The 12,174-nt window shown below is 44.0% G+C and carries 10 protein-coding genes; 1 reads left to right on the top strand and 9 read right to left on the bottom strand.

All coding sequences use genetic code 11. The features are described 5' to 3' along the window. Positions 1-77: 77 nt before the first annotated feature. The 9 genes from AAEY87_RS04350 to AAEY87_RS04310 form a co-directional block, all read right to left on the bottom strand. Positions 78-887 (bottom strand): cell division protein FtsQ/DivIB, encoded by an 810-nt coding sequence (locus tag AAEY87_RS04350; RefSeq protein ID WP_068037577.1) that lies wholly within the window; start codon positions 885-887, stop codon positions 78-80. 442 nt (positions 888-1,329) lie between these two features. Further along, entirely contained in the window at positions 1,330-2,244 is a 915-nt protein-coding gene (locus AAEY87_RS04345) for a D-alanine--D-alanine ligase (RefSeq protein ID WP_350656203.1), read from the bottom strand. A 207-nt stretch (positions 2,245-2,451) separates the two neighbouring features. Beyond that, on the bottom strand, positions 2,452-3,891 hold the full coding sequence (murC, locus tag AAEY87_RS04340) for a UDP-N-acetylmuramate--L-alanine ligase (RefSeq protein WP_350656086.1): 1,440 nt from the start codon (positions 3,889-3,891) through the stop codon (positions 2,452-2,454). 98 nt (positions 3,892-3,989) lie between these two features. Beyond that, positions 3,990-5,075 carry an undecaprenyldiphospho-muramoylpentapeptide beta-N-acetylglucosaminyltransferase gene (murG, locus tag AAEY87_RS04335; protein WP_350656085.1) on the bottom strand — a complete coding sequence of 362 codons (1,086 nt, stop codon included), beginning with the start codon at positions 5,073-5,075 and terminating at the stop codon, positions 3,990-3,992. A gap of 251 nt (positions 5,076-5,326) precedes the next feature. Continuing rightward, the gene (gshB, locus tag AAEY87_RS04330) at positions 5,327-6,292 is read right to left on the bottom strand and encodes a glutathione synthase (protein ID WP_350656084.1); all 966 of its coding nucleotides are present in this window, start codon (positions 6,290-6,292) and stop codon (positions 5,327-5,329) included. Positions 6,293-6,429: 137 nt separating this feature from the next. Continuing rightward, the gene (gene pyrE, locus AAEY87_RS04325; RefSeq protein WP_350656202.1) at positions 6,430-7,158 is read right to left on the bottom strand and encodes an orotate phosphoribosyltransferase; all 729 of its coding nucleotides are present in this window, start codon (positions 7,156-7,158) and stop codon (positions 6,430-6,432) included. 76 nt (positions 7,159-7,234) lie between these two features. Next, the gene (locus AAEY87_RS04320; protein WP_350656083.1) at positions 7,235-8,245 is read right to left on the bottom strand and encodes a hypothetical protein; all 1,011 of its coding nucleotides are present in this window, start codon (positions 8,243-8,245) and stop codon (positions 7,235-7,237) included. A gap of 57 nt (positions 8,246-8,302) precedes the next feature. Further along, positions 8,303-9,142 carry an SDR family oxidoreductase gene (locus AAEY87_RS04315; RefSeq protein ID WP_350656082.1) on the bottom strand — a complete coding sequence of 280 codons (840 nt, stop codon included), beginning with the start codon at positions 9,140-9,142 and terminating at the stop codon, positions 8,303-8,305. Between the two features lie 9 nt (positions 9,143-9,151). Then, positions 9,152-11,272: an Lnb N-terminal periplasmic domain-containing protein gene (locus AAEY87_RS04310; RefSeq protein ID WP_350656081.1), complete on the bottom strand. Its 2,121-nt coding sequence runs from the start codon at positions 11,270-11,272 to the stop codon at positions 9,152-9,154. Positions 11,273-11,502: 230 nt separating this feature from the next. Here AAEY87_RS04310 and ampD point away from each other — a divergent pair, with 230 nt between their 5' ends. Continuing rightward, a complete protein-coding gene (ampD, locus tag AAEY87_RS04305) occupies positions 11,503-12,102 on the top strand; it encodes a 1,6-anhydro-N-acetylmuramyl-L-alanine amidase AmpD (protein ID WP_350656080.1) in 600 nt (199 codons plus the stop codon). The last annotated feature ends 72 nt before the right edge of the window (positions 12,103-12,174 follow it).

Here is a 12,174-nt window from a genome sequence, read left to right as displayed (position 1 = left end):
TTAGAACAGTACTATTTTGAATTTATACATCATCTATAGCACAAAGACGGCAAAACTGTTGTACAGGTAAGACTAGTTTACGTTACAGGTTGAGCTACCACTGGTTCTACTTGTGGCACTTCAGTCTTCCATGCAACGGTAAAACCGTTCTTATATCTTAAATCTACCGACTGCATATTCTCACGGCGGTCACTTAACTGATTGCTTAAAAGCTGGCTTAAATTAAGTAACTTTTGCGCGGTATTTTCGTTATCGACAATAACCCTTAGACCATTATCGAAACGTACTAACCAAGTCATACGCGGTGTTAGAATGATATCCTCAACTCGCATATCAAGCGGTGCATACCAATCATTAATCTGCTGCATTTGCTGCATAATAACAGGCGCTTGGTTCATCTCACCTTGCAACGTAGCAAATTTTGGCTTGGTTAACTCTTCGCTGTCTGCTGGCACGAATACTGCACCTTGAGCATCGACTAAACGTTCTGTACCAAAATTGGCTACTGCCTGCTTAGGTAATGCTGTGATGACGATACCACGCTGCCAATCTCGAGTCACACTGATCTGATCGACCCAAGCAAGTCCCATTGCAATATCTCGCAACGCCTGCAAGTCAGTTGTAAAAAAACTACTTACTGTTTGCTGACTCATAGTCTGTTGCAAAGCTTGATATTGAGCAGTGGTCAAATCTTGTGTATTGACATGAATAGCAGCTGGCGGTGCATCACGTAGAGCCTTACCACCCATCATTAATATTAATAACAATAGCCCTACTACAAGAGTCATAAAAAAATACTTAACCCAAGTAGGTACTTGCAAGCTGGATCTCGGGCGACGGGCGTCATCACTCATCAAGTCAGTTGTTCCATTGACAGTTTGAGCCATAACCGCGTTTGCCCCTATACCTTGTATATATTTTAGCTTACTAAATATTTCGATTAAATAACTACTGTTTTGCTATGACCGTTTTGCTATAAAAGCCATCAAACTTTAATGCTTTGTCTCTCAATACACGATAAACGCCTAAAATGAGATAAATATCACCAACATAGGGTAATCATTACAATATTAACGTATTTTGATGGTAAACAATAGCCTAACCCATGCTGTAACTAGCGATTTTACACAAGTTTACAGGAAGCTGTGTTATAGCAGGGCTAGCGATACAATCTTAGGATGCATTATATCCGTTTTGTTCAATATAGCACTAAAAATATTAGCAATTTATCTTAATAAATAGTACTAAGCTCTATTTATTGTAAAGTAGCAGCGATAAGCTCTCTAACACGATACTACAAGACAATCTCTAATGAATAGTTTCTCTCTATTAAAGTGTTTGTGCCAGTATGTGCCAGCATAAGGTATCAAAGTCCATACCTCGTGCTTTAGCTGCCATCGGGACTAAGCTATGACTGGTCATACCAGGTACCGTATTGATTTCAAGTAACCAAAAATTGCCAGCTTCATCTTGCATAGCATCGACACGTCCCCAGCCTTTTGCATCAACGGCACGGAACGCAGCAAGGCTCAGGTCTTGCAAATGTTTTTCATCACTACTACTGAGTCCACAAGGAATATAATAGCCAGTATCATTGCGATTATATTTAGCTTCAAAATCGTAAAAGTTAGTGATATCAGCAGGTTCTAAACGAATAACTGGATAGGCTTCCTCATCAATAATAACAATTGTAAACTCACGACCCGTAATCCAGCGTTCAGCCATTACTACATCGCCACACTGTACTGCCGTTGCATAGGCAGCAGGCAACTCGTCAAGATGGTTGACCTTAGTCATGCCAATACTTGAACCTTCATGTACAGGTTTAATAATTAAAGGTAAACCCAGCATATTCACCACTTGCTGCCAGTCGGTATCAGCTGTCAACAATGAAAATGGTGCCGTTGATAACCCGCAACCCTGCCACAACTGCTTAGTACGAACTTTATCCATTCCTAAGGCTGATGCTAAAATCCCTGAACCTGTTTGCGGAATATCAAACCATTGCAACACGCCTTGTAGCAAACCATCTTCGCCGCCGCGACCATGTAACACGTTAAACACGCGATCATAGTCACGAAGCTCAGTAATGTCTTGATGCTTAGGATCAAAATGAGTGGCATCGACGCCTTGATTTTGTAGCGCTTGCAATACGGCGGCCCCACTGTCCAATGACACGCTGCGCTCATTGCTACTGCCACCATAAACGACAGCCACCTTACCAAACTCACTCGCATCTTTCACTTTGCTAGGAGCGACAGTTAATAGTGTGTCTTGCTTTGGCTGGTTATTGTCCATAGTATCTTTCTCTGCTTGCGCAGCTGCTGCTAAAGCAGACTCTGGATTAGTAATAAGCGTCGTATTCTCGGCATCATTTATGGCTTCGTTAAGGTTTTTTGCATTTTCTTGATTGTTAATAGACATGTAGATAGTTCCTAAAATTCTTCTAGCTTACTGGATATAGAGATTGTTTGCAGCCAAGTCGATAGATATCTGTCCCACATTACCGGCACCTTGAGTGATAAGCATGTCATTTGCTTTTAATAAGCGTTGCATGACAGGCGCTAGATTGTCCTTATCAATAATCGTTGGTTCAACTTCGCCACGCAAGCGAATACTGCGTGCTAATGACTTAGTATCAGCACCTGCAATCGGGCTTTCGCCTGCTGAATATACTTCTAATAATAATAGCTCATCAACGCTTGAGAGTACTTCGACGAAATCATCATAGCAGTCACGCGTACGGCTATAACGATGCGGCTGAAACAGCATCACTAGACGACGATCAGGAAAACTCTGGCGAGCCGCTTTGATAGTGGCATCGACTTCTTTTGGATGGTGACCATAATCATCAATCAACAAAACATTACCATCATCAATATCCACAGAGGCATGCTGCTCAAAGCGGCGGCCGACCCCTTCGAATTTCTGCAGTGCGCGCTTAATCGCTTCGTCATCGACGCCTTCATCGGTTGCCATGGTAATAGCAGCAAGGGCGTTATAGACGTTATGCGTACCAGGGATATTTAATGTCAAGCGTAGCGGCTCACGGTCGCGGCGCAATACGGTAAAGTGCGTCTTAGTACCCTCAGTAACCAAGTCAATTGCCTGTACATCGTTAAACGGCTCAAGACCAAAAGTCAGTACGGGACGGCCAATATCATCAATCATCGCATACAGCTCAGGGTCATCACCGCACACCACAGCCAAGCCATAAAACGGCATATTTTGTAAAAACTGAATGTAAGCAGCTTTTAGTTTATCGAAGCTGTTTTCATAGGTCTCCATATGGTCTTGGTCGATATTAGTGACAATCGCGGCCATCGGATGCAATGACAAAAACGACGCGTCAGACTCGTCTGCTTCAGCAACCAAATAACGACTACTGCCAAGCGCGGCATTTTTCCCTGAGGCATTTAGCTTACCGCCAATCACGTAGGTCGGATCGAGCTGTCCTTCTGCCATCATAGTAGTCAGCAAACTAGTCGTTGTGGTCTTGCCATGTGCGCCAGCAACGGCAATACCATGACGATAACGCATTAACTCGCCTAGCATATCAGCGCGTCGAACCACTGGCAGACGCGCTTCTAGTGCTGCTTTTACTTCAGGATTGCTGCGGTCAATCGCTGACGATACGACGATGACATCCGCATTGGCAATATTTTTGGAATCATGACCAATCGATATTTCGATACCAATTTGCTGTAGACGTCGAGTAATCACGCTATCAGCGATGTCAGAACCGCTAACTTGATAGCCTTGATTATTCATAACCTCAGCGATACCGCACATACCTGAACCGCCAATACCGATAAAATGCAAATGCTGAATACGGCGCATTTCTGGTATTTCAATCAAACGCTTAGGTAGAGCTTTCGCAGAGGTAGACATAAGGATTTCTCTTTATTAAAGGCTAATAAAATATGATGAATTAAAAAACTTAGTTACGGAAAACAATCAGTCATGAAAGCAAAGGCTTATGATATAAGCTACAACGCTTGCCAAATGATATCAGCAACTTGCTTACTGGCACTACGATTAGCAAGGGCGTGACCTTTCTTTGCCATCTCCAAGCAAGTATGACGATCAAGTGCTGCAAGCTCATCACTCAAACGCTGCGGTGTCAACTCAGACTGCGGTAACAAAATTGCAGCATCGTGTGACGTCAAGGTGCGCGCATTCGCAGTTTGATGATCATCTACCGCATGCGGTAGCGGCACAAAAATCGCAGCGATACCGACATTTTGAATTTCAGTAACCGTCAAGGCACCAGCTCGGCAAACGATAATATCTGCCCAATTATAAGCCGCTGCCATATCATCAATAAATGGCTGTACAGTGAACTGATGAGCGCCTAAGTCCTCGCTATCATAAGCTGCTTTTGTAGCCGTCTCGTTGTTACGCCCACATTGATGACGCACCTCAAAAGGACTGTCTATTAACGAAAGTGCCTTAGGTACGGTGTCGTTTAATACTTGCGCGCCAAGCGAGCCACCAACCACCAACAATTTAAGCGCTGAACTGTCATTAATGTCATAACGCTCAGTCGGTTCAGCCACACCCGTAATAGCGTTACGTACTGGATTACCAACGGTTTCAAGCTTAGCATCCTGTTCACTATTAGCAAAAGTATGCTCAAACGCCTGCATTACCTTAGTAGAAATCTTAGCCAAATAACGATTGCTCATACCGGCAATAGCATTTTGCTCATGGATAATTAGAGGCGTATTGGTCATACGCGCAGCAATACCACCAGGCGCAGTTACGTAACCACCAAAACCCACTACCATATCAATCTGATTGCTACGGATGATTTTAACTGCTGCCATCGTCGCTGATAGCAAGGTAAAGGGTAATTTGACTACACGCCCTATGCCTTTGCCGCGTAACCCTTGCATCGCAATAGGATGAAAAGCGTAACCAGTTGGCTTAACTAGGCCATTTTCCATACCAGTTGGCGTACCTAGCCAGTGAATAACGGCACCGCGTTGGGTCAATTCCTCAGCAACTGCTAGCGCTGGGAATACATGGCCACCGGTACCAGCGGCCATCATCAATATGTGCGGTGTCTTCATTAACGCCTGCCTTTCTCATCTGTACTAAAATGAATATTAAGTAATAGCTACTGATATATTAACAAAAGCTTCCCAATCTAAAAGCTCACACACTAAAGCCCGCATAGTATAGAGGAATCTATGCTTATTTATACAGCACTTTATCGCTTAAATAATGGGTTGAAACACTTTGATGCCAAACAATAAAAATGAGAGATATCAAAAAACTAATAACCTCTCATCTCCAGAATATAATCCTTAAAATACAATCCTTAACAACGGGCTTCTATCGCTATCATAAATTCTGTCGCAATATCAGTACCACATTGATCATCAATCTCACGTACGCAAGTCGGACTGGTGACGTTAATCTCGGTAATACGGCCACCGATTAGATCTAAACCAACGAACATAAGGCCTTTTTCTTTGACGATTGGGGCGACTACTTCTGCCACTTGGCGTTCAATATCGGTAAGCGGCATTGCCACCCCGCTACCACCAGCAGCTAGATTACCACGGGTTTCGCCTTTGGTAGGAATACGTGCCAAGCTGTAATCGATTACCACTCCATCGACGATTAACACACGCTTATCACCCTCTTTAATCTCTGGTAAATAACGCTGTGCCATAATTGGCAAGGTTTCAAGCTCAGTTAATATTTCCAGCGTCACCCCGATGTTTGGGCTATCAGCGGTCAGGCGAAAGATACCTGTGCCGCCCATGCCGTCTAATGGCTTGACAATGACATCTTGTTGCTCAGTGATAAATTTGCGAATATGTGCTTGTTTGCTGGTCACAATCGTTGGGCTCATATAATCGCTAAACCAAGTGGCAAATAACTTCTCATTACAGTCGCGAATCGCTTGTGGGTCATTGACCACTAGCACGCCTGCCGCTTTAGCATGATCAAGCATATAGGTCGCATAAATAAAGCGCATGTCAAACGGCGGATCTTTACGCATCAAAATCACGTTATAGTCGCTGACCGGACTTGTTGCCTTATCACCTAACGTATAGAAATTTTCAGGGTCACGCTTTACCGTCACTGGCTGCGTATCGACCATCAATTGCCCACGATCCAACCAAAGATCATGAATCTGACAATAGCCAAGCGTGTGACCACGGTCTTGTGCTGCCCACATCATTGCCAAAGTGGTGTCTTTTTTATAATTAACCTGTTCGATAGGATCCATGATGACGAGTATTTTTAAAGATTTTTTTTGATTTTCTTGGCTCATGATAAGGCTCACTTACGTTATATTATGAATAGGCAGTTATAGGAAATTACAGGCACTTATTTATAGGCAAGTATTCATAAGCACCTGCAATGTAGCAAAGCTTCAATACAGCTCAAGAACAGCATTCTAACAACAAACTATACGCCGTACTGCTCACGGTAATGCTGCATTTTTGCTAGTTGGGTCGCTTCTTTATGCTGGCCGTTTTGTGCACCATGGTCGTCAGCTAAATAACTGATTAAATCGTCAATGTTGACGAGTGCACGCACCGGTACTTTTAGGGTCGCTGCGAGCTCTTGTATAGCAGAATAATCGCTTTGGCCTTTTTCTTTACGATCAAGGGCTACAATAATACCTGCAACGCTTGCGCCAGCTTGCTCTAATATCTCGACCACTTCGCGCATCGCTGTGCCAGCAGTAATAACATCGTCAAGTACCCAGACAGCCTTGCCACTGACATCAGCACCGACTAAGTTACCACCCTCGCCATGAGTTTTGGCTTCTTTACGGTTATAACCCCATTTAGCATTGATACCATGATGCAGCCATAACGCTTGCGCGGTTGCGGCAACGAATGGAATACCTTTATAAGCCGCACCAAAAATGACCAGCTCTTGCTGCTCTGCATCGTTATTGCTAGCAGCTATTTGTTCAGCCATCTCTGCGGCCAAGGCATCTGCATAACCGCGCGCTAGTAACGATAACATCTCACCAGTCGCTAGCAGACCAGCATTAAAAAAATACGGACTGATACGACCAGACTTAAGCACAAACTCACCAAACTTTAAAACTTGATTGTCTAAAGCCAATTGAATAAATTGATGAGATGAGAAAGAAACGTTTTGGGCAGGTTGAGCATTAGTCATTGGAGCATTGAGCATTATGGCATTCCTATCAGCAAAATAAAGGGCAAAAAATTTGCATTATTGTACGCATTATTGATCAGCTTGACCAACCATTGATGTCGTAATCCTGCATATTGGGATAACGAGTCAATAGTCCACTACGCGATGAAAGATTAAAATAACACTGACCATCATGGCTCACTTGTATGTCCCAGCCTAAATGATAAGCCGCAACTATGATATGCCCTGCAAATAGCCGAATCTGACGATACTGATAACGCTGTGCTGGCTCAAGATCAAGCTGGCTAAGTAAGTAGCTACGGACATGCTGACAGATTTGCGCCGCGCTATAGCTATGATTGATAGTTTTGCGCGTACTACACTGTTTTAGAGCATGGACAGCGACGCTACATGCCATAATATCGGTAGCCAAACTGCCCTCGCCTGTCTCAAACTGCTGCGGCTGTAAAATCACTTGCCAATCATCAGCATAAAGACTGCTGAGTAACTCATCAGGATTATAACGTTTGGTCAACGTACGTAACGAGGCAGAAGACGCTTTAGTATTATTTTTATTGGAGCCATTATCATCTTTATTAATCTTTACGGGACTATCAGCAAGCGCAAAACCATAACGATTCAGTTTTGGATGAGCGCGAATCGCCTGCTGAATATCCGACATATCTAATAGGGTCATGTCGCTTAGCGGCGATAATAATGGCTGCTCGCTATGATTTTGATAAAAATTATCAGGAAATTCGACAAGCTTTGCCGCATTCAACAATGACAAATGCTCAGCCAATGCCTCTGACGCAACCAATTCCCATTTCGATAAGCTGTCTTCATTAGGCTGATAAAACCGCGCAGAATTTCCATAGAGCCGTCGCAATTGACCATTTAGGCGTCGAGCAGGCTCTGGAATATCACTTAAAGGTCGCGCAGGGTCAAGTGGCGATTGGCTCGGATCAAAGTTAGGGTGCACGATCGCAGGCTGCTTGCTATCAGGCAACGTAGACGACAGCTCAGCATTGCCTTCTGGCAGCTTATCGCCTATTGCTGCAAGTTCAGCATTGGGTAAGCGATTATCAGAAGTAGAAGGCTGGGTCATGAAATCTCCATAAACTATAAAATATAAAATCAATTCTAATTAAATCAAACTGTCATCTTACTCTTGATGGCGCAAAATATCACGATAACCTACCTGCCAGTCAGGATAATTGAGCCAAGCTAACGGAATGTTGCTATGTAAACGTTTCCCCGTAACAGTTATTTTTTTCTTATCAATAGCAGGAGGCGTCTCTCCTATCTGCTCACTTAACCAAACGCCTAGCTCAAAAGTCGTGACTGGCGCATAGTCAGTGGCGATATAAAGGGGCTTTGGCGCCCCTGTAGTCATTACATTGGCGATAATATTGACCAAATCACGATTCATAATACGATTACTCCAGTGCGCTGCTGCCACTGGCTCTTTTTGTGACTCGCGGGCTTTACGTAAGCGCATTAGACGCGCGCGTCCGTAAATTCCGCTCGCACGAATGACAATGGCTTTATTACCAAAACCTTGTTGCAGCGCTTGTTCTGCTTGGAGTATCACTTTGGAAGCTTCGCGCTTAGGGGTAATAGGCGCGGTATCTTCATCAATCCATTCACCATTATCTTGACCATAAACACCCGTTGAGGAAATAAAAACCACGCGCACAAGGTTGGTTAGCTTATCCGCAAGCTCTGCTAAATGTTGATTAATCGCCAAGTAACTGTCGTGATAACCGCTGGTTGAATACTCATCAGGAGTGACGATAATTGCAATATGAGTAAAGTCTTGCAGCTGCTCAGCGCTAAGCGTCAACGCATCAGCTTGCATAAACTTTGCATTACTATTCAAATCATAATGCTCGCGTTTACTGCGAGCGAGACCTGTGACCGAGAAACCGTCCTCAGCAAGTCTATTGGTGACTGGCAGACCGATATCACCTTGTCCGATAATCAGTAAATTTTGCGTACTCATTCTATATCCTTAAAAATAGCGTCTGTATGACAATTGCACATCGTCATTGGCATCGACGCGATCTTGCCAATCGTAGTTGGCATTGATGCGTAGTGCTTGTTTTTTATCGATATCGTATTGCAGACCTAAGCTTGAGATCGGCTGCCAATAATGACCCCGAACGTTAGAGTCATCACTGCTGCCATGATACCAATATGGCAATTGCAATTCAGCCTGCGCGCGTAACTGATTGTTAATCTGATAACGGCAGCCAGCATTCACGCCTGCGCCTACGCGAAAACCTTTATTAATCCCGCGTCCCGCTTGCCCCTTGCCTGATAACAGTGCGTAGCATAGCTGTGGCGGCATCTCACCAGTACCAGCACTAGGTGTACCAAACGCCCACGACCAGCCAGTTTCATAGCCAACGCTCCCAACTAAATGATCCCGATCCTCTGCTTGCGAGCCATCATTCACGCGCGTCGCTTCGACACTTGCGCCCCAAGTCTTGCCTTGCTTAGCAGTATTGACCGGATTAAAAGAGCGTCCGCGCAGCACGGTGAAGTTTTCTAATACCACGCTGTCAGGTTCATTGTCCTTACTGCTATCAGTATCATAGAAGCGCAGCGTAGTGGCAAGCGCTTCTAAATTAAAGAACTGTGAAAATCCTGACGCCCGATCAAGGGTGTCATGAAAGCCTAAACGTAATCCAACATCGACATAGCTATTGTCACCGCGCTGACCAATGCCAATTTGAGCCACTTGCAAAGGATGCCTATCGATAGGATTATTATCCGAGGCGACAATACCGTAATCTATAATCGTTTTTGGGTCAGCATCATCAGCTGATATACTTGATGCCAAATTGCGCTCTGCTGATTTAATATTACGAGCGTCATCTTTAGATAGTTTCTGATAACCAAGCGCCGCAGCTGCCTTAGCCTTATTCAGCTCGGCTTGACGTACGGTACTGTCAGATGGCGTGTAACGAGTATCTGCTAATATACCTTCGTTATTTAGCAGTTGAATCACGTCGGAAGGAATGACGACATAGGGCAATTGACTGAGCAAATCCTGCTCAGGACGCACGACATCAATCAAGCGTAAAATCTCAGAAGCACAGTTGTCCGTGGTGAAATAATAAGGAATGTCTAAATCTTTGGTTTCCCATACATGCAATATGATTTGTTGTACTTCCGCGGGAGTCAAATCCAACTGATACGTCCACGCATCGCGCTCATCGTCTTTGAGATACTTGGCCAGCTTCTCTGGATAAGGATCAATCTCAATTACGTTATTATAAGCACCAGTAGCCGACTTAATAGCGTAAACGGCAAAAGCATCATCAGGATTACCATCGACGGTATCGTTGAGCGCATAAGCATGATGAATTTGGCTAGGATCTACCGCGCTTGCTGGCGAGTCAATACGCAGCAAAGTGTGAGCAAAAGCGGAGATTGGATTGTCCAAATACTCCTCGGCAAACATAATTGACAGTTGCTCAGGAGCTAGCATGGTCATCCATTTTTTAAGCTCTGGACAATCAGCTTGCAGGCGCGAACTGTCGATGCCCAAAGTCTCAGTAAGCCAGTGCGTGCGTGCTGGAAAACGACAAATGGCTGAGTTTGAGTTATTGGTAGACTGTGTGATTTGAGGCGCTGCGATTTGATTGGCAAACGCGACGAGCATCGCGTCAAGCTCAGCACTGGCATCCTGTTGTCCACTCGCACTCAGAAAAAACTCTGGACTATCAATTAAGCTTTTGGGCGCACCTTTATTAAATAGCGATTTTTTATCATCTAAAAAATATAATAACCGTCGCCATGTTCTATGCTCGGCAAGATTGTCTGCCTGTACTTGCTTACGCCATGTGGCTAATAGTTGTTCGGCTTGTAGTGAATTAGATCGATTGTTTTGCACACTCTTATCACTATCCAAATTCACCGCTTTTGCTTGAGGCGCAGCAGTTATATCAGGCGCTAATTCCCCTGTTGTCACTACTGACAATGGCGTTGGCAAAAAAGCCTGCGCATTTGCAGAGAGTAGTAGCCCAGCAATGGCAATCGGCAAACGTGCTCGATGACTACAAGCTCGCAGGCTAATTGTGCTTAAGGTACAATCTACAGATATAGAAGACGGCTTTATAGACATGAGGTAAAATCTCGCACGTTATTATTGATAGGCTGGTAGCGCTGCTAAGGTCTAGTCAACAAGTTCTGCTAGGCTGTTGACTTAAATATTTCAAAAGTTATCTTGGAACTAAATTATTTAATTATTTGGCTCTTAAGTATATAAATTATGTTTGTTATTATTTTACGAAAATTTATTAGATAAATGCTTTAGCTGCATACTTGTTAATACCATTATATAAAGAGAACATTATGCTCAGTTCAGCTATTCCATCGTCAATGACTATCAAAGATGGCCTATTATCCGACGCGACATGGCTTGCATCACCGAATAACAATAGACGACCTGACGATACGACTATTGATACTATCGTCATTCATAATATTAGCCTACCACCCAATGAGTTTGGCGCCTGTGGCACTGACGGCGTACATTATGTAAAAGCGCTATTTACTAATCAATTAGACTGGGATGCACATCCTTATTTTCAGACAATTAGAGGCGCAGAAGTTTCAGCTCACTTATTTATCGAACGTGATGGCACCATTACTCAATTTGTAAATTTCAATGAACGCGCGTGGCATGCGGGCAGGTCAAGCTACCTTGGCCGACCTGAATGTAACGATTATAGCATTGGCATCGAGCTTGAAGGGTCAGATTTTGTGTCCTTCACCACCCCTCAATACGACACGCTCGCAGCAGTAGTCGCCGCTATATACGCCGCCTATCCTAAAACCCACCGACACCTAACCGGACACAGTGATATTGCACCGGGACGTAAGACAGATCCTGGTGATTATTTTGAATGGGCGAAGTTACGCGGGCTAGTGGCCGAGAAATTCTGTAAGTAGCGATTACTCATAATAACAGCAGCATTCAATTCCACATTCAATTCCACATTCAATTCATTTATCTATGCTATA

Origin of the sequence: Psychrobacter sp. S1-30-MNA-CIBAN-0213 (assembly GCF_040309845.1) — a bacterium.
Lineage (GTDB): Bacteria > Pseudomonadota > Gammaproteobacteria > Pseudomonadales > Moraxellaceae > Psychrobacter.
The sequence above is the reverse complement of the archived record's forward strand: the minus strand, read 5'-3'. Positions and strand labels throughout refer to the sequence as shown.

What these genes read in the sequence shown, in the direction of transcription:
- AAEY87_RS04350 (WP_068037577.1), bottom strand. Translation starts at nt 887, where the DNA reads ATGGCTCAAACTGTCAATGGAACAACTGACTTGATGAGTGATGACGCC.
- murC (WP_350656086.1), bottom strand. Translation starts at nt 3,891, where the DNA reads ATGTCTACCTCTGCGAAAGCTCTACCTAAGCGTTTGATTGAAATACCA.
- murG (WP_350656085.1), bottom strand. Translation starts at nt 5,075, where the DNA reads ATGAAGACACCGCACATATTGATGATGGCCGCTGGTACCGGTGGCCAT.
- gshB (WP_350656084.1), bottom strand. Translation starts at nt 6,292, where the DNA reads ATGAGCCAAGAAAATCAAAAAAAATCTTTAAAAATACTCGTCATCATG.
- pyrE (WP_350656202.1), bottom strand. Translation starts at nt 7,158, where the DNA reads ATGACTAATGCTCAACCTGCCCAAAACGTTTCTTTCTCATCTCATCAA.
- AAEY87_RS04320 (WP_350656083.1), bottom strand. Translation starts at nt 8,245, where the DNA reads ATGACCCAGCCTTCTACTTCTGATAATCGCTTACCCAATGCTGAACTT.
- AAEY87_RS04315 (WP_350656082.1), bottom strand. Translation starts at nt 9,142, where the DNA reads ATGAGTACGCAAAATTTACTGATTATCGGACAAGGTGATATCGGTCTG.
- AAEY87_RS04310 (WP_350656081.1), bottom strand. Translation starts at nt 11,272, where the DNA reads ATGTCTATAAAGCCGTCTTCTATATCTGTAGATTGTACCTTAAGCACA.
- ampD (WP_350656080.1), top strand. Translation starts at nt 11,503, where the DNA reads ATGCTCAGTTCAGCTATTCCATCGTCAATGACTATCAAAGATGGCCTA.